General features: G+C 70.3%; 22 protein-coding genes. 9 read left to right on the top strand and 13 right to left on the bottom strand.

The window, feature by feature from the left end; translation table 11 throughout:
• Window positions 1-30 precede the first annotated feature (30 nt).
• Window positions 31-882 carry a tRNA (adenine-N1)-methyltransferase gene (locus ACWDUM_RS20495; RefSeq protein WP_450116692.1) on the bottom strand — a complete coding sequence of 284 codons (852 nt, stop codon included), beginning with the start codon at window positions 880-882 and terminating at the stop codon, window positions 31-33.
• 85 nt (window positions 883-967) lie between these two features.
• On the opposite strand from ACWDUM_RS20495, the gene ACWDUM_RS20490 reads away from it, so the two are divergent.
• Window positions 968-1,882: a RecB family exonuclease gene (locus ACWDUM_RS20490; RefSeq protein WP_450135359.1), complete on the top strand. Its 915-nt coding sequence runs from the start codon at window positions 968-970 to the stop codon at window positions 1,880-1,882.
• Between the two features lie 7 nt (window positions 1,883-1,889).
• Window positions 1,890-2,699, top strand: coding sequence for a thioesterase family protein (locus tag ACWDUM_RS20485; RefSeq protein ID WP_450135677.1), 810 nt, complete (start codon window positions 1,890-1,892; stop codon window positions 2,697-2,699).
• 73 nt (window positions 2,700-2,772) lie between these two features.
• Here the strand turns inward: ACWDUM_RS20485 and hisG are convergent, their stop codons facing one another.
• Genes hisG through metH form a run of 10 tightly spaced genes read right to left on the bottom strand, consistent with a single transcriptional unit; the run spans window position 2,773 to window position 14,996 of the window.
• Window positions 2,773-3,624, bottom strand: a complete 852-nt coding sequence (hisG, locus tag ACWDUM_RS20480) for an ATP phosphoribosyltransferase (protein ID WP_450116690.1) — start codon at window positions 3,622-3,624, stop codon at window positions 2,773-2,775.
• A 52-nt stretch (window positions 3,625-3,676) separates the two neighbouring features.
• On the bottom strand, window positions 3,677-3,940 hold the full coding sequence (locus ACWDUM_RS20475) for a phosphoribosyl-ATP diphosphatase (RefSeq protein ID WP_450116689.1): 264 nt from the start codon (window positions 3,938-3,940) through the stop codon (window positions 3,677-3,679).
• Between the two features lie 45 nt (window positions 3,941-3,985).
• Window positions 3,986-5,632, bottom strand: coding sequence for a dipeptide ABC transporter ATP-binding protein (locus ACWDUM_RS20470; RefSeq protein WP_450135358.1), 1,647 nt, complete (start codon window positions 5,630-5,632; stop codon window positions 3,986-3,988).
• 13 nt (window positions 5,633-5,645) lie between these two features.
• Window positions 5,646-6,497, bottom strand: coding sequence for an ABC transporter permease (locus ACWDUM_RS20465; RefSeq protein WP_450135357.1), 852 nt, complete (start codon window positions 6,495-6,497; stop codon window positions 5,646-5,648).
• On the bottom strand, window positions 6,494-7,441 hold the full coding sequence (locus tag ACWDUM_RS20460) for an ABC transporter permease (RefSeq protein ID WP_450135356.1): 948 nt from the start codon (window positions 7,439-7,441) through the stop codon (window positions 6,494-6,496). The genes ACWDUM_RS20465 and ACWDUM_RS20460 overlap by 4 nt, the downstream gene beginning before the upstream one ends.
• Window positions 7,442-7,444: 3 nt before the next feature.
• The gene (locus ACWDUM_RS20455; RefSeq protein ID WP_450135355.1) at window positions 7,445-8,944 is read right to left on the bottom strand and encodes an ABC transporter substrate-binding protein; all 1,500 of its coding nucleotides are present in this window, start codon (window positions 8,942-8,944) and stop codon (window positions 7,445-7,447) included.
• Window positions 8,941-9,873 (bottom strand): pseudouridine synthase, encoded by a 933-nt coding sequence (locus tag ACWDUM_RS20450; RefSeq protein WP_450135354.1) that lies wholly within the window; start codon window positions 9,871-9,873, stop codon window positions 8,941-8,943. Before ACWDUM_RS20450 ends, ACWDUM_RS20455 begins: the two co-directional genes overlap by 4 nt.
• 6 nt (window positions 9,874-9,879) lie before the next feature.
• Window positions 9,880-10,731 carry an oxygen-dependent tRNA uridine(34) hydroxylase TrhO gene (gene trhO, locus ACWDUM_RS20445; RefSeq protein ID WP_450135353.1) on the bottom strand — a complete coding sequence of 284 codons (852 nt, stop codon included), beginning with the start codon at window positions 10,729-10,731 and terminating at the stop codon, window positions 9,880-9,882.
• Between the two features lie 4 nt (window positions 10,732-10,735).
• Complete coding sequence (locus tag ACWDUM_RS20440; protein WP_450135352.1) at window positions 10,736-11,434, bottom strand: HAD family hydrolase; 699 nt, start codon at window positions 11,432-11,434, stop codon at window positions 10,736-10,738.
• The gene (gene metH / locus ACWDUM_RS20435) at window positions 11,427-14,996 is read right to left on the bottom strand and encodes a methionine synthase (protein WP_450135351.1); all 3,570 of its coding nucleotides are present in this window, start codon (window positions 14,994-14,996) and stop codon (window positions 11,427-11,429) included. Before metH ends, ACWDUM_RS20440 begins: the two co-directional genes overlap by 8 nt.
• A 51-nt stretch (window positions 14,997-15,047) precedes the next feature.
• Between metH and ACWDUM_RS20430 the strand changes: the two genes are divergently transcribed.
• From ACWDUM_RS20430 to ACWDUM_RS20415, 4 genes are all read left to right on the top strand, one after another.
• Window positions 15,048-15,944: a PAC2 family protein gene (locus tag ACWDUM_RS20430; protein WP_450116680.1), complete on the top strand. Its 897-nt coding sequence runs from the start codon at window positions 15,048-15,050 to the stop codon at window positions 15,942-15,944.
• A 59-nt stretch (window positions 15,945-16,003) separates the two neighbouring features.
• Complete coding sequence (locus tag ACWDUM_RS20425; RefSeq protein ID WP_450135676.1) at window positions 16,004-17,119, top strand: MFS transporter; 1,116 nt, start codon at window positions 16,004-16,006, stop codon at window positions 17,117-17,119.
• Between the two features lie 61 nt (window positions 17,120-17,180).
• Window positions 17,181-17,927 (top strand): hypothetical protein, encoded by a 747-nt coding sequence (locus tag ACWDUM_RS20420; protein ID WP_450135350.1) that lies wholly within the window; start codon window positions 17,181-17,183, stop codon window positions 17,925-17,927.
• 124 nt (window positions 17,928-18,051) lie between these two features.
• Window positions 18,052-18,261 (top strand): three-helix bundle dimerization domain-containing protein, encoded by a 210-nt coding sequence (locus ACWDUM_RS20415; RefSeq protein ID WP_450116678.1) that lies wholly within the window; start codon window positions 18,052-18,054, stop codon window positions 18,259-18,261.
• A gap of 33 nt (window positions 18,262-18,294) precedes the next feature.
• Here the strand turns inward: ACWDUM_RS20415 and ACWDUM_RS20410 are convergent, their stop codons facing one another.
• Together ACWDUM_RS20410 and ACWDUM_RS20405 are read right to left on the bottom strand one after the other, a co-directional pair.
• Complete coding sequence (locus ACWDUM_RS20410; protein ID WP_450135349.1) at window positions 18,295-18,780, bottom strand: hypothetical protein; 486 nt, start codon at window positions 18,778-18,780, stop codon at window positions 18,295-18,297.
• 128 nt (window positions 18,781-18,908) lie between these two features.
• A complete protein-coding gene (locus tag ACWDUM_RS20405; protein WP_450135348.1) occupies window positions 18,909-20,249 on the bottom strand; it encodes a PucR family transcriptional regulator in 1,341 nt (446 codons plus the stop codon).
• Window positions 20,250-20,467: 218 nt separating this feature from the next.
• Here ACWDUM_RS20405 and ACWDUM_RS20400 point away from each other — a divergent pair, with 218 nt between their 5' ends.
• The 3 genes from ACWDUM_RS20400 to ACWDUM_RS20390 are packed head-to-tail and all read left to right on the top strand — an operon-like array spanning window position 20,468 to window position 23,455.
• Window positions 20,468-22,144 carry a PHA/PHB synthase family protein gene (locus ACWDUM_RS20400; RefSeq protein WP_450135347.1) on the top strand — a complete coding sequence of 559 codons (1,677 nt, stop codon included), beginning with the start codon at window positions 20,468-20,470 and terminating at the stop codon, window positions 22,142-22,144.
• Between the two features lie 55 nt (window positions 22,145-22,199).
• Entirely contained in the window at window positions 22,200-22,640 is a 441-nt protein-coding gene (locus tag ACWDUM_RS20395; protein WP_450135675.1) for a MaoC family dehydratase, read from the top strand.
• On the top strand, window positions 22,637-23,455 hold the full coding sequence (locus tag ACWDUM_RS20390; RefSeq protein ID WP_450135346.1) for an alpha/beta fold hydrolase: 819 nt from the start codon (window positions 22,637-22,639) through the stop codon (window positions 23,453-23,455). Before ACWDUM_RS20395 ends, ACWDUM_RS20390 begins: the two co-directional genes overlap by 4 nt.
• Window positions 23,456-23,475 lie beyond the last annotated feature (20 nt).

Raw genomic sequence — 23,475 nt, 5'->3', positions numbered from 1 at the left:
CGACCGGGGTGGAGATCCACGCGCGGGGCGTCAGCCCTTGCTGGGTCGGCGCTGCGGCTTCGGGGTGACGGTTCCCTCCGCGAGGCGTCGGGCGCTCACCAGGAAGGCCGTGTGGCCCTGCATCCGGTGCTCGGGCCGGACCGCCAGCCCGACGACGTGCCAGCCGCGCACGATCGACTCCCAGGACCGCGGCTCGGTCCAGCACTCCTGCTCCCGCATCGCCTCGACGACCTTCGACAGCTGTGTGACGGTCGCGACGTAGACGATCAGCACACCGCCGGGGACGAGTGCCTTGGACACCGCGGGCAGGACGTCCCACGGCGCCAGCATGTCGAGCACGACGCGATCGACCTGACCGTGCACGTCGGAGTCGTAGTCGGCGAGGTCGCCGATGGTCAGATCCCAGTTCTCGGGGCGGCCGCCGAAGAAGGTCTCCACGTTCCGCACGGCGTGCTCGGCGTGGTCCTCGCGCACCTCCCAGGACTGCACCTTGCCCTCAGGGCCGACCGCGCGCAGCAGCGAGCAGGTCAGGGCGCCGGAGCCGGCTCCGGCCTCGAGCACCCGCGCACCGGGAAACACATCACCCTCGTGCACGATCTGCGCGGCGTCCTTCGGGTAGATCACCTGCGCACCGCGCGGCATCGACAGCACGTAGTCGATCAGCAGCGGCCGCAACGCCAGATACGGCGTGCCGTTGGTGGAGGTGACGACGCTGCCCTCGGGGGTGCCGATCAGGTCGTCGTGCAGGATGCCGCCGCGATGGGTGTGGAACTCCTTGCCCGGCTCGAGCACGACCGTGTACTTACGTGCCTTCGCGTCGGTGAGCTGGACGCGGTCACCGACCCGGAACGGTCCCGTCGGTCGACCCTGCAGCGCTGACATCTCGCAAACTCCTCTGTTGTTGTGTCCGGCGACCCTGGCGCCGGCCCCGACGGCGGTGTCGGGCCCGGGGCATACCCTGCCAGGCGTGAGCAGCCCCGCGACGACGCACCCCACCGAACCGGCCGCACCGCGGCCGGACGGCCAGACCGCACCCCGGCCGGACGGACAGACCGCACCGCGGCAGGGGTCCCGGCCCGCGCTGTCACCGTCCCGGGCCGGCGACTTCCGGCAGTGCCCGTTGCTGTACCGCTTCCGCGCCATCGACCGGCTCCCGGAGACCGGGACGACCGCCCAGGTCAAGGGGACGCTCGTGCACGCCGTGCTGGAGGCGCTCTACGCGCTACCCGCACCCCGGCGGGACCGGTCGGCCGCCGTCTCCCTCGTCGCGCCGGCCTGGGACCGGCTGCTGGCGCAGACCCCGACCGCCGCCGAGGTGGTGCCGGAGGCCGACCTGTCCGGGTTCCTCGACGACGCCCGCCGGATCGTCGAGAACTACTACCTGCTCGAGGATCCGACGGCCTTCGACCCGGAGTCGTGCGAGCTGCGGATCGAGACGGACCTCGACGACGGCGTCCCGCTGCGCGGGTTCGTCGACCGGATCGACGTCGCACCGACCGGTGAGGTGCGCATCGTCGACTACAAGACCGGCCGGGCGCCGCGGGAGGGATTCGAGCAGCAGGCCCTGTTCCAGATGAAGTTCTACGCGCTGATGCTGCTGCAGACCCGTGGCGTCGTCGCCGCCCAGCTGCGCCTGCTGTACCTCACCGGCGGCGAGATCCTCACGTACACACCCGATCACGACGAGTTGCGCCGATTCGAACGGACGTTGAGTGCGATGTGGCGGGCCATCCTCGACGCCGCCGCGACCGGGGAGTTCGAACCCAGCCCGGGGCGCATGTGCAGATTCTGCGATCATAAGCTGCACTGCCCCGTCTTCGGGGGCACGCCGCCACCCTATCCCGGCTGGCCGCTCGACAACGAGGAGTTCGCCGGTGACTGACGCCGCCCTGCACGATTCGGCCTATTTTGTTGCACTGGAGCCACTTCCGGACGGCACCGAGCGCTTCCAGCCCACCGGGCACACCCTGAGCACCTGGTCCGACGACATGCAGCACGGCTCTCCCCCGTCGGCGCTGCTCGCGCGGGCGGTGCGACGCTGCGACGCCCGGCCGGACACCCGGCTGACACGGGTCGTGATCGAGATCCTCGGACCGATCCCGCTGACGGAGATCCGGGTGCGGTCGTGGATCGAACGTCCCGGTCGCCGAATCGAACTCGTGGTCGCCGAACTGTCCGCGGCCGGCCCGGACGGCACCTGGCGGGCCGTCGCGCGAGGAACCGGCTGGCGGCTGCAGACGGCCGACACCACCGCCATCGCACATGCCGCCGACCCGACGATTCCACCACGCGCCGCGGATGCGCCGCCCCTGCCGGAGGGCCACTTCTGGCGCACCGGCTTCATCGACTCGGTGGAGTGGAACTGGCTGACCCCGATCGGTGCGCCCGGTGTCGGGCTCGCCTGGGGCAAGCCGCATCCCGATCTGGTGGACGGGGAACCGCTCGACCCCGTCGACCGGTTGTTCCTCATCGCGGACACCGCGAACGGAGTCGGGACGAAGATCAACCCAACCGAGTGGACGTTCCTGAACACGGACGTGACCGTGCACCTGTTCCGCGTTCCGGACGGGGACTGGATCGGGGTGTCCGCGGAAACCTCGTACGGCCCGGACGGCGTCGCGATGTCGTCCGGCGTCCTGCACGACGATTCGGGCCCGGTGGCCAGGGTGACACAGACCGTGCAGGTGCGGGCACGCTGACGCAATCCCCGGGACGACGACCGCGGCCCACCACGAATCATCGTGGTGGGCCGCGGTGCACGAGCGGCTCGGGTCAGAACGCCCGGCAGGTCCGGATGTCGGTCGCGAGAATCGCCTTGGCGCCGATCTCCGCGAGACGGTCCATCACGTCGTTGCTGCCCTTGCGCGGCACCATCGACCGGATCGCCACCCATTCCTCGTCGGCGAGGGGCGCGACCGTCGGCGACTCGAGACCCGGGGTGATGGCGACCGCCTCGGCGAGCCTCGCCCGCGGGCAGTCGTAGTCGAGCATCACGTACTGCTGCGCACGCACGACGCCCTGCACGCGGGCGATCAGCTGGTTGCGGGCCTTGTCGTCCTGGTCGGAGCCCTCACGCTCGATCAGCACGCCCTCGGAGTCGCACAGCGACTCGCCGAACGCGACGAGGTTGTGCTGGCGCAGGGTGCGACCGGAGCCGACGACGTCCGCGATCGCGTCCGCGACACCGAGCTGGATGGAGATCTCCACGGCCCCGTCGAGCCGGATGACGGTGGCGTCGACGCCGCGGCGCGCGAGGTCGGCGCGCACCAGGTTCGGGTACGAGGTCGCGATCCGCAGCCCGGCCAGGTCCTCGGGCGTCCAGGTCTTGCCTGCAGGAGCCGCGTACCGGAAGCTGGAGCGGCCGAATCCGAGCGAAAGTCGTTCGGCGACAGCAGCACCCGAGTCCAGGGCCAGGTCACGGCCGGTGATGCCGAGGTCCAGTTCACCGGACCCGACGTAGATCGCGATGTCCTTCGGCCGCAGGAAGAAGAACTCCACCTGGTTGGTCGGGTCCAGGACGGTCAGGTCGCGGGAGTCGGTGCGGCGGCGGTAGCCGGCCTCGGTGAGGATCTCGGCGGCGGATTCGGACAGGGAGCCCTTGTTGGGCACTGCAACGCGCAGCATGGTGTTCCTTCCTTCGAAGGCGAGGGGTGTCAGGGAGTCGAGGTGGGGCGACTCACAGATGTCGGTAGACGTCCTCGAGCTTCAGTCCGCGGCCGATCATCAAGACCTGCACCCAGTACAGCAGCTGCGAGATCTCTTCCGAGAGCTCCTCGTCGCTCTGGTACTCGGCGGCGATCCACACCTCGCCGGCCTCCTCGATCACCTTCTTGCCCTGGGCATGGACACCGGCGTCCAGCGCGGCCACGGTGCCGGAACCCTCGGGACGGGTGACGGCGCGGTCGGACAGCTCGGCGAACAGCGAATCGAAGGTCTTCACGGGTCGCAATTGTTTCACAGCGCCGGACCGGCACTGCTGGCGCACTCAGCCTTCCGGTCGGGTGAGCGTCGGAGCGCTCGCGATCAACGTCCGGGTGTACGGATCGAGTGGGCGTTCGTAGACGTCCTCGGTGGGCCCGCACTCGACGATCCGGCCGCGATGCATGACCGCGACGACGTCGCACACGTGGCGGATCACCGCGAGGTCGTGGGAGACGAGCAGCAGGGTCAGATCGTGCTCGGCGACCAGCCCGGCAAGCAGGTCGAGGACCTGCGCGCGAACCGAGACGTCGAGTGCGCTGACCGGTTCGTCGGCGATCAGGATCCGGGGCCGGGTGATCAGGGCGCGGGCGATGGAGATCCGCTGCCGCTGTCCGCCCGAGAACTGGTGCGGATACCGCCGCGCGGCGTCCGGGTCCAGCCCGACGTCGGTGAGCATGGCCGCCACCAGGGCATCGGCACCGGTCCGGTCGGTGAGCGGTTCGGCGACGATGTCGGCGACCCGCATCCGCGGGTCGAGGGAGCCCATCGGGTCCTGGAAGACGATCGAGACATCCCGGCGCAGAAAGCTCAGGTCACGTTCCCTCGCGCCGACGATCTCCCGCCCCGTGACCCGGATGGAGCCGGCGGTCGGGGTGTCCAGCGCGCACAGCAACCGGATCAGCGTGGACTTGCCACTGCCGGACTCGCCGACGATCCCGAAACGCTGCCCGGCCGCGACGTCGAACGACGCGTCGGCCAGTGCGTGCACGGGTTCCGGCCTGCGCCACAGCGACTCGCGGCTCCCGCGGTAGGTGCGGGAGAGGCCGCGCACCGAGATCAGCGGGTCGGGTTGCTCGTTGAAGACCGGCGCCGCCCCGGATGCGTGGCCGGTGTCGGCGGACTCCCCGTGACCGAGCCGGGACGCCTCGAGCAGGGACCGGGTGTACGGATGCGCCGGATCGCCGAACACGTCGTCGATCGGGCCGGACTCGACGATCTCGCCGTCGCGCATCACGAGCACCCGTTCGCACAGTTGCGACACGACCGCGAGGTCGTGGGTGATCAGCAGCAGGGCGGTGTCGTGCTCGCGGACGGTGGTGTCGATCAGGTCGAGGATCTGGGCCTGCACGGTGACGTCGAGCGCGGTGGACGGCTCGTCGCAGATCAGCAGCCGGGGCCGGTTCGCCATGGCGATCGCGATCAGCACGCGTTGCCGCTGCCCGCCCGACAACTCGTGCGGATACGACCGGGCGATCCGCGCGGGATCCGGCAGGTTCACCGCGGCCAGCAGGTCGAGCACCACGTCGCGGCGCGCTCGGCGGCTCAGGTCGCCGCGGCCGTGCCGCGAATTGCCACGGTGCAGTGCCAGCACCTCCCCGACCTGGTTGCCGACCCGCATCAACGGGTTCAGCGCGCTCATCGGCTCCTGGAAGACCATCGAGACGTCGTCGCCGCGCAGTCGCGTCCACTCCCGCTCGGACAGGTCGAGCAGGTTGCCGGGGGTGCCGTCGAGACGCACCGACCCGGACGCGGTCAGCTGGTCCGGCAGCAGGCCCATCAGGTTCAGGGCGGTCAGCGACTTCCCGGAGCCCGACTCGCCGATCAGCCCGAGCCGCTCCCCCGCATCCAGCCGGAAGCCGACTTCGGAAAGCAGTGTCCGCTCGCCGGCCCGGACGCCGAGCCCGGTCACCTCCAGCAGCGGCGCGGTCATCGCGCCACCCCCGTCATCGCGCCACCTTGGGGTCGAGACGGTCCCGCAGGCCGTCGCCGAGCAGGTTGAAGCCGAGCACGGTCACCGCGATGGCCAGACCCGGCCACAGCATCACCATCGGCTCCAGGTACAGGTACGGCTGCGTCTCCTGCAGCATCCGGCCCCACGACGGTGTCGGCGGCGGGGTCCCGAACCCCAGGTACGACAGCGCCGCCTCGGCGAGCACGGCGAGCGCGAACGTCACCGACGCCTGCACGATCAGCTCGCTCGAGATGTTCGGCAGCACGTGCCGGGCCGCGATCGAACCCCGGCTGCGGCCGCTGGCCCGCGCGGCGAGGATGTAGTCCTGCGCCATCACCTGGCGGGTGCCTGCGCGCGCGACCCGCGCGAATCCCGGCGCGGCCCCGATGCCGAGCGCGACCATCGCGGTCACCGTCGAACCGCCCCAGATCGCGGCGAAGATGATCGCGAGGAGCAGCGCGGGGAAGGCGAGCAGCACGTCGTTGCCGCGCATCAGGATCTCGTCGGCGGGGCCTGCCCTCATTCCGGCGCTCACCCCGAGGGGAATCCCGATGACGGCGGCCACCGCGACCGCGACCAGGCCGACCAGCAGCGTCGTGCGCGCACCGACCAGCAGGATGCTGACGATGTCGCGGCCGAAGTCGTCGGTGCCGAGCCAGTGCGAGCCGTTCGGCGGCAGCAGCCGGGCGGACGGGTCGACGACGGTCGGGTCGAAGGGCGTCCACACCAGCGAGACCGCGGCCGCGACCACCACCAACGCGACCAGCACCCCACCCACGACGAGGGTGCCGGGTATCCGCGGCGCCTCTCGCCGTTTCCCGCTGCGCTCCGCGGGCCGCGTCATGTGCCACTCCTCAAGCGGGGGTCGATGACCGTGTAGAGGAGGTCCACCACCACGTTCAGCAGCAGCACCATCAGCACCAGCACCATCACGATGGACTGCACCGCACCCATGTCCCGCTGGCTCACCTTGTCGAGCAGCAGGCTGCCCAGCCCGGGGACCACGAACACCCGCTCGATCACGACGGCTCCGATCAGCAGCGCACTCAACTGCACCCCTGCCACCGTGATCACCGGGACCGCGGCGTTGCGCAGACCGTGCCGCAACAGTGCCCGCGTGCGGGTCAGCCCCTTCGCGCGCGCGGTGCGCAGGTAGTCCTCCCCCAGTTCGTCGAGAATGGCGGAACGCACGTAACGGGTCAGCACGGAACCCTGGACGAGTCCCAGCGCCAACGCGGGCAGCGCCAGGTAGGACAGGAACCCGCCGATGCCCTCGATCGGGGCCTGCCAGCCGCTGGACGGCAGCCACCCGAGTTCGACGGCGAAGACCGTCGACAGGAGCACTCCGGCGAGGAACGCGGGGATCGCGATGCCCACCTGACTGATTCCGCCGATCAGCGTCCCGTCCGGCTTCCCCGCACGCACGGCCGCGGCGACCCCGAGGGGCAGCGCGATCAGCAACGCGACGACCATGCCCGCACCGACCAGCCACAGCGTCACCTGCAGCCGGTCCAGGATCTCCGGGCCGACCGGCTGCCGGGTCAGGTACGAGTTCCCCATGTCACCGCGCAGCATCGCCCACACCCAGGTCACGTACCGTTCGGGCAGCGGTGCGTCGAGTCCCATCGCCACCCGCTCCCTGGCGACGTCCTCCTCGGATGCCTGCACCCCCAACGCGATCCGCGCCGGGTCGCCGGGGAGCACGGCCAGCATCGCGAAGACGAGCACCGACGCGACGGCGGCGGTCAGCGCGAAGATGCCCAGCCTGCGGGCGATGGTCACCAGCATCGCCTACCCCCGCCGCACCCGGGACAGGTCCATCGCCAGGCTGGTGGCGTTGCGCGGCAGGCCGGTCAGATCCGAATCCGCCACCACGAGAAGCGGGAACAGGAACAGCCAGTCGGCGGCGGCGTCGTCGGTGATCGTGCGGGCGACCTGCCGCATCTTCGCCACGTGGTCGGCGGTGTCGGCGGCGTCGGCCTCCGCGAGCAGCGCGGTCACCGCGGGATTGTCGTAGCCCCAGTAGAACTTCGGATTGCCGAAGGTGACGATGTCGTGCGGCTCGGAGTGCTGGATCACCGACATCTGATAGTCGTGCCGGGTGAACACCTGGTCCAGCCAGACCGCGGGGAACTCGACCGGGTTGATCTGCACCCGGAAGCCGACCTGCTGCAACTGGGAGGCGACGACCTGCGCGGACGCGGTCGCGTACGGCAGGTTGGGGACGTCGAAGCGCACCGCCGGGTTCGGCGTCCCCGCCTCGGCGAGCAGTGCACGGGCCCGGTCCGGATCGAACGGGTACACCCCGGTCAGATCCTCGAACCAGGGGTCGGTCGGCGGCACCATCGACCCGATCAGTTCGCCGTAGCCGGCGTATGCGGTGTCGCGCACCGCCTTCCGGTCCACGGCGTACATCACCGCACGCCGCACCCGGATGTCGTCGAACGGGGCGACGGAGCCGTTCATCGACAGCACCACCTCGCCGTTGGTGGTGCCCTGTTTGACGGTGAATCGCGGATCGGCGGTGAATTGACCGAGCAGCTGCGGCGCACCGAGCCCGAAGATCACGTCGACGCCGCCGCTGCGCAGCGCGTTGGCCTGTGCGGTCGCATCCGCGAAGTACCGCAGCCGGACCTGCTTCATCGCGGGCTCCGGACCCCAGTACCGGCGGTTGACGCTCAGCTGCAGCTCCGAACCGGGATTCCAGCGGGACACGGTGTACGGGCCGGTTCCGATGGCGGTGCTCGCCAGCTGGGCGACTCCGGTCGGGCTGAACATCGCCCCGATCGGTCCCGTCATCGCGAACAGCCACTCGTTGCTGGGCCGGCTGAGCACGACCCGCGCCAGGTCCGGGCGTGGGGTCTCGACCCGGTCCACGACCGCCATCGCGCCCGGGGTGTTCGCAGTCCAGTCGCTCTTGACCCGGTCGATGCTGAACTTCACGTCGTCGGAGGTGAACGGGGCGCCGTTGCTGAACGAGACGTCCGGGTGCAGGGCGAACTCGTAGACGGTGCGGTCGGGGCTGACGGTCCACGAGTCCGCGAGCAGTGGCACGATCGCACCGGAGTCGTCGAGCCGCACGAGGCCCTCGTACACGTTGTCCAGCAACGCCTGCGGGATCGCCGCGCCCGCGGTCCGGGTGAAGTCGAGATTGTCGGGCTTCGCGGTCAGTGCCACGGTGAGGGTGTCGGGTCCCCCGGTCCCGGACAGCCCGGCCCCGGCCGCGCATCCGGCCACCGCCAGCGCGGTGACGGCGGCCAGCGCGACGGCCCGGCCGAGACGAGAGATCATGGCAGCGATCCTGCCACGGCGCTGCCGACGGACAGCGTCCTCCTACTGCTGAACACGCGTGTTTCGCCGGTGACCGGGTCGTCGTACCGCACGCTCCGGGCCAGCAGGCGCAGCGGATCGGTGAAGTCGCCGGGCTCCCGGTCCCGCAGTGCCGGGTAGAAGTCGTCGCCGAGGATCGGCAGGCCAAGTGACCACATGTGCAGCCGCAGCTGGTGGGTACGTCCGGTGGTGGGCAGCAGCCGATAGCGGGCGTGGTCGCCGAGCACCTCGATCTCGTCGATCTCGGTGTGCGCGTTCGGTTCTCCGGGAACTTCCCGTGCCGTCGGCTCCCCGTGTCGCTTGTCGATGCGGCTGCGCACCGTGGTCGGGAACTCACGGCCCGGTGCGTGCGCGGCCAGGGCCTCGTACTCCTTGACCACCCTGCGCTGCTCGAACAGTTGCTGATAGGGCCGGCGCAGCGCCGGATCGGTCGTGCAGACGAGCACGCCCGCAGTCATCCGGTCGAGTCGATGAGCGGGCACCAGATCCGGCAGGTCCAACTCGCGGCGCATCCGCACCACCACGGACTCGCGGATGTGTCGTCCGCGCGGGATCGTGGCCAGGAAGTGCGGTTTGTCGACGACGAGCAGACCGTCACCGTGATGGAGCACGTCCACCTCGAACGGCACCGGCTCCTCGGCGGGCGGCTCCCGATAGAAGTGGACGAACTGTCCGGGCCGACACGCATCGTCGGGTCCGAGCGGCCGGCCCGACCGGTCGACGACCTCGCCGGCGGCGAATCGGGCGTCCCAGTCGTCCGCGGGCGCGACGGCGGACAGGTACGCACCCAGCGTCGGCGCCGGGTGGTCGTCGGACACCCGGATCCGGTCGGGGCCGAGGCCGTCCCGCAACGGCAGGGGTGGACGGGTCGCCGTCCGCCGGCGCGTCATCGCCGCTCAGTCGTCCGGAACGCAGGCCGCGCAGAGCAGGGTCTGCGCGCGTCCCTCGGCGGTGCCGTGGTCGACGTGCCGCGAGGTCGGCGCGCCGCAGCGCGTGCAGCGGCCGAGAATCGCGGTGTGGTCGGAGAACTCGACCTTCTTGCGGCCGTCGAACACGTACAGCGATCCGTCCCACAGACCGTCGTCGCCGAAGGTCTCGGCGTAGCGGACGATCCCTCCGTCGAGCTGGTAGACCTCCTCGAATCCGCGCCGCCGCATCAACGCCGAGAGCACCTCGCACCGGACGCCGCCGGTGCAGTAGGTGACGACCGGCTTGGACTTGAGGTGGTCGTATCGTCCGCTTTCGAGTTCGGACACGAAATCGCGGGTGGTCGCGACGTCGGGAACCACCGCGTCACGGAACCGGCCGATCTCGGCCTCGAAGGCATTGCGACCGTCGAAGAACACCACATCGTCGCCGCGTCGATCGACCAGATCGTGCAGATCGTGGGGAGACAGGTGGGTGCCGCCGCCCACGACGCCGTCCGCGTCGACCCGCAGTTCGTCCGCCGCACCGAACGTGACGATCTCCGGGCGCACCTTCACCGACAGACGGGGGAAGTCGGCACCGGTTCCGTCGGACCATTTGATGTCGGCGTCGGCGAACGGCGGGTACTCGCGGGTGCCGCGGACGTACCGCTTGACCGCCGCGACGTCACCGCCGACCGTCGCGTTGATACCGTGCTCCGACACCAGGATTCGGCCGGTGAGCCCGTTCGCCGAGGCCAGTGCGTGCTGCCACAGCCGGATCGCCTCCGGATCCGCGAGCGGCGTGAACCGGTAGAACAGGACGATCTTCGGAATCGACACCGCCCTAGACCGTCACGAGGGCGTGCAGCGAGTGCAGGTCGTCGCCACCCAGGCCGACGAGGCTGTCCCGGAACATCCGCCGTGGACCCGAGGGCACCGCGACCAGCGACGGCACCACGAGCACCGTGCAGCCCGCGGCCTCGGCCGCCGCGGCGCCGGTGGGCGAATCCTCCACGGCCAGGCACCGTTCCGGTTCGAGGCCGAGCAGTTCGGCGGCCCGCAGGTACGGTGCCGGATCCGGTTTGCCCGCCGCGACCTCGTCGCCGCACACCGAGTGGTCGAAGTGCCCGCGCCCCAGGGTGTCGAGGGCGTACTCGCACAGCTCCCGCTCGGTGTTGGTCACCAGCGCCGACCCGAGTCCGAGCGACCGGACCAGACCGAGGGCCTCCCGTGCGCCCGGCCGCCACGGCAGTCCGGCGGTGAACATCTCCGCCATCCGCGCGTACAGCCAGGACTTGGCCTGCGCCAACGCCTCCGGGGTCTTCTCCAGTGCCAGCGAGTCGAAGATCGTCGCGAGCGCGAACGGCGTCGAGGATCCGATGGTCGCCTCGCGGGTCTCCTCGGACATCGTGCCGCCGAGGTGCTCGGACAGCTCCCGGACACCGATGTCCCAGAGGTTCTCCGACTCCAGCAGCGTGCCGTCCATGTCCCACAGGACGGCCTGCAAGTGCCCAGACACCTCGGCGGTGCCGATATCAGACATTGAAGTACTTCGCCTCCGGGTGCGTGAGCACGAAGGCGTCGGTGGACTGCTCCGGGTGCAGCTGCAGCTCCTCGGACAGGGTCACCCCGATCCGCTCCGGTTCGAGCAGTTCGACCATCTTGCGCCGGTCCTCCAGCTCCGGGCACGCGCCGTAACCGAACGAGTAACGGGCGCCGCGGTATCCGAGCTTGAAGAACTCCTCCACGTCGGCCGGGTCCTCGTTGGCGACCGCATCGCCGCCCGGCATGGTCAGCTCCTCGCGGACCCGCCGGTGCCAGTACTCGGCGAGCGCCTCGGTCAGCTGGACGCCGATGCCGTGCACCTCGAGGTAGTCGCGGTAGTTGTTCGCCGCGAACAGCTCGTTGGCGAAGTCCGCGATGGGCTGTCCCATGGTGACGAGCTGGAACGGCAGCACGTCCACCTGGCCGGACGCGCGGGCATCCTCGCGGGACCGGATGAAGTCGGCGATGCAGAGGAAGCGGTCCCGCTGCTGGCGCGGGAACGTGAACCGGTATCGCTCCTGCGCATCCGGATCGGGCGACTCGAGCACGACGACGTCGTCGCCCTCGGACACGGCCGGGAAGTAGCCGTACACCACGGCGGCGTGCGCGAGGATGCCCTCGGTCGCGAGGCGGTCCAGCCAGTGCCGCAGCCGCGGACGGCCCTCCGTCTCCACGAGCTCCTCGTAGGTGGGTCCGTCGCCGGCGCGCTGGCCGCGCAGACCCCACTGCCCGAGGAACAGGGCGCGCTCGTCGAGCAGGCCGGAATACTCGGCCAGTGCCACGCCCTTGACGATGCGGGTACCCCAGAACGGCGGTGTCGGCACCGGCAGGTCGGCGGCGACGTCGGATCGCGCGGGCACCTCGACCGGCGTCTCGGCGGCCTTGCGGGCCTCCGCGATCCGCTTCGACCGCTCGTGCCGGGCCTTGCGTTCGGCGGCCTTCTCGCGGGCCGCGATCGCCTCCGGACTGTCCGGGTCCGGACCCTCGCCGCGCTTGGTGGCCATGATGGTGTCCATCAGGTGCAGGCCCTCGAACGCGTCGCGGGCGTACGAGACCTCGCCCTGGTAGACCTCGGCGAGGTCGTTCTCGACGTACGACCGGGTCAGCGCGGCGCCACCGAGGAGCACCGGGAACTGCTCGGCGACGCCCTTGGCGTTGAGCTCCTCGAGGTTCTCCTTCATCACGACGGTCGACTTCACGAGCAGACCCGACATGCCGATGACGTCGGCGCGCTTGTCGAGGGCGACGTCGAGGATGGTCGCGATCGGCTGCTTGATGCCGATGTTGACGACCTCGTAGCCGTTGTTGGACAGGATGATGTCGACGAGGTTCTTGCCGATGTCGTGGACGTCGCCCTTGACGGTGGCGAGCACGATCCGGCCCTTGCCCGCCTCGTCGGTGGCCTCCATGTGCGGTTCGAGGTACGCGACCGCGGCCTTCATGACCTCGGCGGACTGCAGCACGAACGGCAGCTGCATCTGCCCGGAGCCGAACAGCTCGCCGACGGTCTTCATGCCGGACAGCAGGGTCTCGTTGATGATCTCGAGCGGCGGGCGCTCGAGCATGGCGGCGTCGAGGTCGGCGTCGAGGCCCGCCCGTTCGCCGTCGACGATGCGCCGTTCGAGCCGCTCGAACAGCGGCAGCGCGGCCAGCTCCTCGGCCCGGGACGCGCGCGCCGACGCCGCCGAAACGCCCTCGAACAGCTCCATCAGCCTCTGCAGCGGGTCGTAACCGTCGCGGCGGCGGTCGTAGACCAGGTCGAGCGCCGTTTCGCGCTGCTCGTCCGGGATCCGGGCCATCGGCAGGATCTTCGACGCGTGCACGATCGCGGTGTCGAGGCCTGCCTCGGTGCACTCGTGCAGGAAAACCGAGTTCAGCACCTGCCGCGCGGCCGGGTTGAGGCCGAACGAGATGTTCGAGATGCCGAGCGTGAAGTGCACTTCCGGGTGTCTGCGCTTGATCTCGCGGATCGCCTCGATCGTCTCGATGCCGTCGCGCCGCACCTCCTCCTGACCGGTGGAGATCGGGAAGGTCAGCGCGTCGATGATGATGTCGGCCTCGGCCAGACCCCACGTGGTGGTGATGTCCTCGATGAGCCGCTCGGCGATGCGCACCTTGTGTTCGGCGGTGCGCGCCTGCCCCTCCTCGTCGATCGTCAACGCGACCACCGCGGCGCCGTGCTCCTTCACCAGCCGCATGATCCGCTGGTACCGCGAGTTCGGGCCGTCACCGTCCTCGTAGTTGACGGAGTTGACGGCGCACCGGCCGCCGAGGTGTTCGAGGCCCGCGCGCAGCACGTCGGGTTCGGTGGAGTCGAGCATGATCGGCAGCGTCGACGCCGTCGCGAATCGGCTCGCCAGTGCCGCCATGTCCGCGGCCCCGTCGCGACCGACGTAGTCGACGTTGAGGTCGAGCATGTGCGCGCCGTCGCGCGTCTGGTCCTTCGCGATGTCGATGCACTTCTGGTAGTCCTCGGCGATCATCGCCTCGCGAAACGCCTTGGAGCCGTTGGAGTTCGTGCGTTCACCGATCATCAGGATCGAGGCGTCCTGGTCGAACGGAACCGACGCGTACAGCGACGAGGTGCCGTCCTCCGGCTGCGGCGTGCGCTGTGCCCGCTCGACCTGCCGGACCGCGTCCGCGACCTGGCGGACGTGCTCGGGGGTGGTGCCGCAGCAGCCGCCGACCAGCGAGAGGCCGAACTCGGTGACGAACCCGGCGAGCGCCGCGGCCAGATCCTCCGCCGACAGCGGGTACTCGGCGCCGTTGGGTCCGAGCACCGGGAGCCCGGCGTTCGGCATCACCGACACCGGCAGCCGCGAGTGCTTGGACAGGTGCCGCAGGTGCTCGCTCATCTCGTCCGGACCGGTGGCACAGTTCAGCCCGATCATGTCGATGCCGAGCGGTTCTAGGGCGGTCAGCGCGGCACCGATCTCGGAGCCGAGCAGCATCGTCCCGGTGGTCTCGACGGTGACGTGGGTGATGATCGGGATGCGGCGGCCGGCCTTGTCCATCGCGTGCTGGCTGCCGATGATCGCGGCCTTCACCTGCAGCAGGTCCTGGCAGGTCTCCACCAGGATCGCGTCGGCACCACCGTCGATCATGCCGAGGGCCGATTCGGTGTAGGCGTCCCGCAGCACCGCGAACGGGGCGTGGCCGAGGGTCGGCAGCTTGGTTCCGGGTCCCATCGACCCGAGCACGAACCGGGCCATGCCGTCCCGGCCCGGCCCCATCTCGTCGGCGACGTCACGGGCGATGCGGGTGCCGCGCTCGGAGAGATCCCTGATCCGGTCCGCGATGTCGTAGTCGGCGAGGTTCGGCAGGTTGCAGCCGAAGGTGTTGGTCTCGACGGCGTCGGCACCGGCCTCGAAGTACGCCGCGTGGATCTCGCGCAGCACGTCGGGGCGGGTTTCGTTGAGGATCTCGTTGCAGCCCTCGAGGTCGCGGAAGTCGGCGAGGGTGAGGTTCGCGGCTTGCAGCATCGTCCCCATGGCACCGTCGCCGATGACAACGCGCTTCGACAGCGCATCCAACAGGGCGGAATGGAATGGGGCAGACATGCCCACCAGAGTAGTGGGCGGGTCGGACCGCCCTGGCCGTAGGCTGGGCAGGTGAGTCCAACCGAACACTCCGAGACGCCCGACGACGACGTCCCCACCCTCCGTGACCCGATTCTCGTGGCCGCGTTCGAGGGCTGGAACGATGCCGGAGACGCCGCCAGCGGCGCGGTCGAGCACCTCGAATTGATCTGGGATGCCAGGCCACTCGCCGAACTGGACTCCGAGGACTACTACGACTACCAGGTCAACCGTCCACAGGTCCGGCAGGTCGACGGCGTGACCCGGGAGATCCAGTGGCCCGCGACCAGGATCTCGGTGTGCTCGCCCCCCGGCAGCGAACGGGACGTGCTGCTGCTGCGCGGCATCGAACCGAACATGCGCTGGCGCAGCTTCTGCGACGACCTCCTCGAGATCATCGAGGAACTCGGCGTCACCACGGTGGTCATCCTCGGGGCCCTGCTCGCGGACACCCCGCACACCCGTCCGGTGCCGGTCACCGGCACCGCCTACAGCACCGAGTCCGCGCAGGCGTTCAACCTGGAACAGACCCGGTACGAGGGGCCGACCGGCATCACCGGGGTGTTGCAGGACGAGTGCGTCAAGGCCGGCGTCCCCGCCATCTCGTTCTGGGCGGCCGTCCCGCACTACGTCTCGCAGCCGCCGAATCCGAAGGCGACCGTCGCGCTGCTGCGCCGCGTCGAGGACGTGCTCGACGTGGAGGTCCCGCTCGGCGAACTGCCGGGGCAGGCGGAGGACTGGGAGCAGACCGTCACCGAGATGACCGAGGAGGACGAGGAGATCTCCGAGTACGTGCGTTCGCTCGAGGAACGCGGCGACGCCGAGGTGGACATCTCCGACGTGATCTCCAAGATCGACGGCGACGCCATCGCCGCCGAGTTCGAGCGCTATCTGCGCCGGCGCGGCCCCGGCAGCTTCGGTGGCGTCTGAGCGGCGCGCCACGGTGAGATCCCGCCAGGGCATCTGACGTGGCGGGTGTGCGGTCCCGGATGCAGCGCGGCGCGCTGTACGCCGGTGGATTTCTGGGTCCGTTCGGCGGAGGTGTCGTCACGTCGATGCTGCCGGAGCTCGGTGACTCGCTCGGGGTGAGCACCGCGCAGGCCGCGTCGGCGCTGACCGCCTACCTGCTGCCGTTCGCGGCACTGATGCTCGTCTCCGGCACCTACGGCGCCCGCTGGGGCGGGTTGCGCACCGTCCGCATCGCATACGGCGTGTACGCGGTGGCCGCGGCGCTCGCGGTCCTGGCACCGACGTTCGCGGTGTTCCAGGTCAGCCGGGTGGTGCAGGGCTGCGCCAACGCGTTCACCACGCCTCTGCTGCTGGCCGCGCTGGCGGCGGTCACACCGAAGGCGCGCCTCGGCCGGGCGCTGGGGGTGTTCGGCGCGCTACAGGCCGCGGGGCAGACGACCGCCCCGCTGGTCGGCGGGCTCGCGGCGGAGGTCAACTGGCGGCTCGCGTTCGTGGTGATCGCGGTGGTCGCGGTGTTGCTCGGCGCGCTCGGCCTGCCGCCCTCGCGGGGGGCGGGGCCGGCGGGTACGCCGCCCCGGCTGCGCGACGCCCTGCGCCCGACCGTGCTGCGGGTCGGTCTGGTGGCCCTGCTCGGCTGGGGCGCGCTCGGTGGGCTGAACTTCCTGGTCGCGTTCCACGCCGAGGACACCCTCGGCCTGGACTCCGCCCACCGTGGCCTGCTGCTGACCGGGTTCGGTGTGGCGGGGATGCTCGCCGCGCGGCCGGTCGGAATCGCGATCGACCGGTTCGGCGCCCGCGCCGCGGTGATCACCGGCGCGGTCGGCGGCGCGGTCCTGGTCGCGGCGACAGGGCTGCTCGGCTCGGTCGGCGCGGTCGCGGTGACCTGGGCGCTGGCCGGCGTCGCCGGGCAGTTCGTGCTGGTCGGGGTCAACTCGGCGATCCTCATGTCGGAGGGCGCCAACCGCGCAGGCGCGGTCTCGGTGGTGCAGGCGTTGCGGTTCGGCGGGGCCGCGCTGGCGCCGATGACGTTGACACCGCTGTACGCGGTCAACCCGATCGCGGCGTTCGTGCTGCCGACACTGATGCTCGCGATCGCGGCGCCACTGCTCATGCCGCGTCCCGTCCGCGGCAACTGATCCGCCGAAATTGGGGCGGATGCCCCATGCCGAGCCGCGGCGAGCGGCCGAGGATTGCGTCATGACCAGTTACAGCACCCCTGAACAGGCTGCCCTCGCCACTGTGCGCGATGCACCGCTGTGGCCGGGAACCGACGAACGGCTCACCGGCTACGGCGTGATGGGACTGCCGTTCGACAGCGGCCACTACCTCGCCCTGCGGCACTTCCCGGCCACCACGATCGGACCCGCGTACCGCACCGTGTGGCACCGGGACCCGGACGGCGAGTGGACGTTCTTCTCGACGGCGGAGCCGGAGCAGAGTTGTCCGCGCTACTTCGCCTCCTCCACCACCACGCACACCGTCCACACGAACATCGACCTCGAATGGGACGGGCCGTACGAACTGCGGGTCACGATCCCCGAGGTCCTCGCGTGGCGGATCGGGCTCGCGTCGACCCCGGCCACCGCGATGATGTCGGCGATCGGTCGCCGGCTGCCCGTCGCCGTCTGGCGCAACGAACCGTTCCTGAAGATGATGGGGCGCACCGCGCGCCCACTGCTTCGGACCGGTCGAATCGGCCTCTGCGGCACGGTCCCCAACGGGCAGCGTTTCGGTGTCGCACCACAGATGTTGTGGGCGGTGACCGCGAGCGAGGCCCACCTGCGAGGCACCGACCTGGGCACCCCCGGGCCGCTGTCCCACCAGGACCGCCTCGGCGACTTCTGGCTTCCCCAGCGCGGCATGTTCGCGGTCGGCAACGCGGATTTCGAGTCGTTCGATCCCGCCCGTCACCGCACGGTGCTGTCCAGCGAGACCGCCGGCTGAGCGGAGTGCACCCCGCCGGTGCGACACCCGCACCGGATTCGACTGCGCCACTGATGTTTCCGCAAGCATGCCGCAAGTACACCGTACCTGTTGACGTGCAGCCCCCACGGAGTCACACTGCCTCATGTTGCCCAGCGAAGAACGGCATCTGATCGCGTTGGCGACCCGACGTCTCGCCGACAAGCACTCGGACCTTCCGATCGAAACAGTGGCCGCGGCCGTGGCCCGCGCGCGCGATCACTTCGCCGACCGGCCGATCCGGGACTTCGTCCCCCTGCTCGTCGAGCGGCACGCGGAGAGAGAACTGGCCGCTGCCACCCGGCTCGACGCGTGACGCACCCGGCGGTTCCGCCCACCCGGAAGTCCGTCAGGTCTCCTTCCCCGTGTCTCCGAGCCCACCGCCGCCGGCACCGCTGTTGCGGGCTTCGATCGCCCTGACGGACTTCTTGAACGTGCTTCCCAGGACGACCTTGCCGAACACCGCGAGAACGCCCGCCAGCAACCGTCCCTTGAGGTTCTTGCCGTCGCGAACCACTACGACGTCCACATCGGTCTTCCCGTCGGCCTGGGGCGTGAGCGTGTAGGTGTGGCCGGAGTGGCCTCCCCACAGGTTGGAGTCGGTCGTCGTCATGACGACGTGGCGGGGGTCGGACCAGTCGTAGTGCAGGCGTTCCCAGATGCCGTTCGACCCCTCCGTGACGTCGGCGTCCTGGGGGCCCTTCTTGTGCACCTTCAGGTAGCTGTCGGCGCTGTTGCCGAAGATCTCGTGGCGGCGCGGCCCGAAGTCGGTGAGCCCGGCGACGAACTGCTCGGGTGTGGCGGTGGTCGTCTCGTTCAGATGGATCGTGGACATCTGGCTTCCTTCCCTCGCAAGGTGGATGATCTGGCCGGACAGCATGCTGGACGCTCCGCCGACCGGTCCTGGCGGCCGGGGGGTGAGGCATCCTGCGCACCGCTGACGCGGAGGTCGCGCACGACCACTCAGGCGGGACGGCCCGGTCGGCCTTGTCGCAGCGGCGGCCCGGGACCACTGTTGATCTCGCCGGATTCGGCGAGTACGACGTCCCCGAGCAGGTGGCAGACCTGGAGGGCGAGTTCGACCTCGAGACGGTCGGTTCCGATCGGGCGTCCCCGCTCGACCTGCGCCCGCTGCACTCGGTACTTGACGGTGTTGTAGTGCAGCGTCAACCTCTCGGCCGCGGCCTTGTTGCTCGCCCCGGTCTCCAGGAAGACCCGAAGCGTCTCGCGCAGCCGGTCGTTTCCGGGGGTGTCGGCAGCGAGTCCGCCGAGGAAGTACCGCACCCAGCGCCGGGTCGCGGTGAGGTCCTGCACGAGCAGTGCCGTGGTCGCGACTCCGGGGTCGGTGAAGGCGGTGACCGTGGGTCCGGCCGGCCCGACCGCGACCGCCACCCGCCTGGCGGCATCCGCCTGGATGTGGGATCTGCGGAACCCTGACACCCCGGGGAGGGGGCCGCCGACTGCGATGCGGGCGGGCCGGTCCCGGTCGGCGAACTGCCGGATCGCGGTGACGGCGCGGGCGGCGTCCACACCCTCCCCCAGCGGTATCCATGCCCAACCGGTGTTCCGGTCGGCGGCCACGAACAGCGGTTCGCCGCGGGAGCGAAGCAGCCGCGCGATGCGACGCGCACACTGCTCGAGCCGGGCGGGCCCCTCGTCATCCTCCAGATCCTCGGAGAGCCCGAGGATCAACGCGAGATGGTTGTGCCGCAACGGGTATCCGATGGAGGACTCGATCGACAGCGACTCCGCGTTCTCGTCGGCGATGAGCTCGCGGACGCGAAGGGCGCGGACCCGGTTGCGGTTGAGCAGCCAGCGTTCTCGTTCGGTTTCGTACATCTGGACGGCCTGCTGAGAGATCCAGTCGACGTAGGCCGCGATCACGGTCACGATCCGCCGCGCGATCCGAAGTACCATCTCGGGATCCTCTGCGGAACCGTCGATTTCACCGAGTGCCGTGTCCACCAGAACGGTCTGCCCGAGCCGGTAGGCACGGACGAGCGCGTTGACCGGAACGTCGTGCCGGGCGAGTCGCCGCGCGTATTCCATTGCCGACGCCGAAGCCTCGAGGTGGGCGGCGGAGATGTTGTATCGCAACGTCTGCAGGACGGTCTCGACATTGCCCTCGATGCTCCCGTCGAGCATCTCGAGCATCGGCGGATCACGAAGCTCGCCGATCTCGGCCGCGAGCACCTCGCGGATGGTCGCGGTGATCTGCGGCAGCCGCGACTGCATGACGGTCGCGATGGCGGACACCCGCGCGTCGACATCGGCGTCGACAGCGTGGGCGGACATTCCGGCCATGGATCGAGAGTAGGCCGCCGCCGCTGTCATCGGAAGGACTTTGCGCAGGTCAGGCATTGTCCCCGCAGGACATGTGCGCGCCGACAGTTGGTTCACCGGCGACATGGTTCACTGCCGACCCCGCTCATAGCGTTGCAGGCACCGGCCGATCGACGACCACCTCTGGCCCACATCGACGCCGTCACCCACATCCACCGACCCCATCGAAGGACCACTTCATGACCTCCACCGCATCGACAACCTCCGACGTCACCCGGCTGCAGGCCGCATCCGCTCCGGAACCGCCCCGGCGGACACCGCACGCCCTCTCGTGGCTGCGTTTGTCCACGAGCCTGGCCAGGTCCCCTCGCTCTCTCATCGGCCGGGGGTGCGGGCTGGCGGGCGAGTTGGCCGGCACCGCGCGTGGCACCTCGACGCGGCAACCCGCACGCGCCGACAAGCGGTTCGCCGACCCGGCCTGGTCGGCGAACCCCGTGCTGCGCCGGATCATGCAGGCGTACCTCGCGGCGGCGGACACCGCCGATCGGCTGGTGGCCGACGCCGACCTGGACTGGCGCGACCGGGAACGCGTGCAGTTCGTCGTCGACAACCTCGTCGAGGCGGCCGCGCCCACGAACAATCCACTGCTCAACCCGCTCGGATACAAGGCGGTCATCGACACCGGTGGCGCCAGCATCGTCCGTGGCGTGAAGAACCTGGTCGGCGACCTCGCCACCGTGCCGCGGATCCCCACGATGGTGGAACCCGACGCGTTCTCCGTCGGTGGGACGGTCGCCGCGACACCGGGTTCGGTGATCTTCCGCTCACCGGTGCTCGAGCTGATCCAGTACGCACCGCGGACCACGAGGGTCCGCACGACACCGCTGCTGATCGTGCCTCCGGTGATCAACAAGTACTACGCCGTCGACATTGCTCCGGGGCGCAGCCTGGTCGAGTACTTCCTCGATCAGGGCCAGCAGGTCTTCACGATCTCCTGGCGGAATCCGACAGCACAGCAGCGAGATTGGGGTTTCGACACGTACGGCCAGGCCGTCGTCGACGCACTCGACGCGATCGAAGCGGTCACCCGCACCGATCGAACCCACCTGTTCGCGACCTGCTCGGGAGGCATGCTCGCGGCGATGGTCGCCGCGCACCTGTCCGGCATCGGGCAGGGCGACCGGGTGGCAGGGCTGGCGCTGGCGGTGACCGTGCTCGACCAGCGGAACGCCGGCTTCGCCTCGGCAGCGTTGGACAGGTTCACCGCGAAGGAAGCTCTGCGCCGGTCCGCCGCCCGCGGATACCTCGACGGCCGCTCACTCGCGGAGGTGTTCGCCTGGCTGCGCCCGACCGACCTGGTGTGGCGGTACTGGGTCAACAACTACATCCAGGGACGGACCCCGGCCCCGTTCGACGTCCTGTTCTGGAACGCCGACACCACCCGGATGAGTGCCGCCCTGCATCGCGACATGGTGCAGGCCGGGCTCGACAACGCCCTCGCGACCCCCGGCCGGGCAACCATGCTCGGCACTCCGGTCGACCTGTCGACGATCACCACGGACTCGTATGTGATCGCGGGGGTGGCGGACCACATCAGCCCGTGGCAGGCCGGCTTTCGCAGCGCCCGACTGCTCGGCGGCGACACCGAATTCGTGTTGTCCACCAGCGGCCACATCGCGGCCCTGGTCAACCCGCCCGGCAACCCGCGCGCGTCGTACCGGGTCGCGCGCCCCGACACCCCGGACCCGGAGCGGTGGGCCTCCGAAGCCGAGAAGCACTCGGATTCGTGGTGGCCCCACTACGCGGCCTGGCTCGCCGACCGCAGCGGACCCGAGAAGGCCGCTCCCACAGCGCTGGGCTGCGCCGGGTTCGCCCCGGTGGCCCCGGCACCGGGCTCGTACGTCCGTGAACGCTGACCGCACCTCGACCCGCAACCGTCACGACCACGGAAGGACCCCCAAGACGACCACCGTGCAGCACCCCGCAGACCTCCTCGACCTCACCGGGCAGACCCTCGGCACGACCGACTGGTACCCGATCACGCAGGACCGGGTGAACCTGTTCGCCGACGCCACCGGCGACCACCAGTGGATCCACACCGACCCCGAACGTGCCGCGGCCGGGCCGTTCGGGGGCACCATCGCGCACGGCTACCTGACGCTGTCACTCGCTGCCCGGGCCATCGGTGACGTGCTGACCATCGAGAACCTCGGCGCCGCCGTCAACTACGGGGTGAACAGGGTGCGCTTTCCGGCGCCGGTCGCAGTGGGATCGAAGGTCCGCGCGACCGCCCGCATCGTGTCGGCCCGGCGGCGTGATCACGGCGTCGAGGCCGTGATCGGGCTGACCTTCGAGGCAGCCGGATCGGATCGGCCCGCGTGCGTCGCCGAGTGTGTGGTGATCTACCGATGAGCGCGGCCGCCGACGGTGTCCGCGCGCCCCGAACGATGCGCGTCGGTCGACGTCCACTTCGCGTCGCCGTGCGCGCGGGGACCGGCATCCCACTGGTCCTGTGCAACGGAATCGGCGCTCCGCTGGAGGCGCTCGATCCCCTGGTCGACCACCTGGCCCCGCACCGCACCGTCATCCGATTCGACGTCCCGGGGGCCGGAGGGTCGCCTCTCGGCGTCCTACCGCGAACCCTTCCCCAGCTCGCCTGCCTGCTGGGCCGTCTGCTCGACGCCCTCGGCCACGATCGGGTCGACGTGCTCGGCTACTCGTGGGGTGGCGGCCTGGCCCAGCAGTTCGCCCTCCAGAACCCTCGACGATGCCGGCGGTTGGTACTGGCCTCGACGGGCACCGGTGCCCTGATGATTCCGGCGCGCCCATCGGTACTGACGAGGATGACGAGCCGGCGCCGGTTCACCGATCCCGACCACCTGACCGAGATCGGTCCCGGTCTCTACGGCGGCACCATCGCCGGCGACAACGCCGACCTGGCCGGCCTTCTCACCCGGCACCACCTCGGCGGATCCACGCGGGGATACCTCTACCAACTCGCCGCAGGCGCGCTGTGGACGAGCCTGTTCGTGTTGCCCGCGATCCGGCAACCCACCCTCGTCATCGCCGGAACCGACGATCCGCTCGTCCCGATCGCCAACGCCCGCATCCTTCATCGGCTGCTGCCACACGCCACTCTCGACCTCCATGACGGCGGCCACCTCGACCTCCTCACCCGTTCCGAACTGTTCGGCGCGACGATCGAGGGCTTTCTCAGCGCACCGTGATGCCGGTGACGACTCGGCGG

The sequence above is a fragment of the Rhodococcus sp. NPDC003322 genome (genome assembly GCF_053589555.1).
This window is presented reverse-complemented; position numbering and strand designations above follow the sequence as displayed.

Coding starts and splice junctions, on each gene's coding strand:
- ACWDUM_RS20495 (WP_450116692.1), bottom strand. CDS start 882: ATGTCAGCGCTGCAGGGTCGACCGACGGGACCGTTCCGGGTCGGTGAC.
- hisG (WP_450116690.1), bottom strand. CDS start 3,624: ATGCTGCGCGTTGCAGTGCCCAACAAGGGCTCCCTGTCCGAATCCGCC.
- ACWDUM_RS20470 (WP_450135358.1), bottom strand. CDS start 5,632: ATGACCGCGCCGCTGCTGGAGGTGACCGGGCTCGGCGTCCGGGCCGGC.
- ACWDUM_RS20465 (WP_450135357.1), bottom strand. CDS start 6,497: ATGACGCGGCCCGCGGAGCGCAGCGGGAAACGGCGAGAGGCGCCGCGG.
- ACWDUM_RS20460 (WP_450135356.1), bottom strand. CDS start 7,441: ATGCTGGTGACCATCGCCCGCAGGCTGGGCATCTTCGCGCTGACCGCC.
- ACWDUM_RS20455 (WP_450135355.1), bottom strand. CDS start 8,944: ATGATCTCTCGTCTCGGCCGGGCCGTCGCGCTGGCCGCCGTCACCGCG.
- ACWDUM_RS20450 (WP_450135354.1), bottom strand. CDS start 9,873: ATGACGCGCCGGCGGACGGCGACCCGTCCACCCCTGCCGTTGCGGGAC.
- ACWDUM_RS20440 (WP_450135352.1), bottom strand. CDS start 11,434: ATGTCTGATATCGGCACCGCCGAGGTGTCTGGGCACTTGCAGGCCGTC.
- metH (WP_450135351.1), bottom strand. CDS start 14,996: ATGTCTGCCCCATTCCATTCCGCCCTGTTGGATGCGCTGTCGAAGCGC.
- ACWDUM_RS20425 (WP_450135676.1), top strand. CDS start 16,004: ATGCAGCGCGGCGCGCTGTACGCCGGTGGATTTCTGGGTCCGTTCGGC.
- ACWDUM_RS20420 (WP_450135350.1), top strand. CDS start 17,181: ATGACCAGTTACAGCACCCCTGAACAGGCTGCCCTCGCCACTGTGCGC.
- ACWDUM_RS20415 (WP_450116678.1), top strand. CDS start 18,052: ATGTTGCCCAGCGAAGAACGGCATCTGATCGCGTTGGCGACCCGACGT.
- ACWDUM_RS20410 (WP_450135349.1), bottom strand. CDS start 18,780: ATGTCCACGATCCATCTGAACGAGACGACCACCGCCACACCCGAGCAG.
- ACWDUM_RS20405 (WP_450135348.1), bottom strand. CDS start 20,249: ATGGCCGGAATGTCCGCCCACGCTGTCGACGCCGATGTCGACGCGCGG.
- ACWDUM_RS20400 (WP_450135347.1), top strand. CDS start 20,468: ATGACCTCCACCGCATCGACAACCTCCGACGTCACCCGGCTGCAGGCC.
- ACWDUM_RS20390 (WP_450135346.1), top strand. CDS start 22,637: ATGAGCGCGGCCGCCGACGGTGTCCGCGCGCCCCGAACGATGCGCGTC.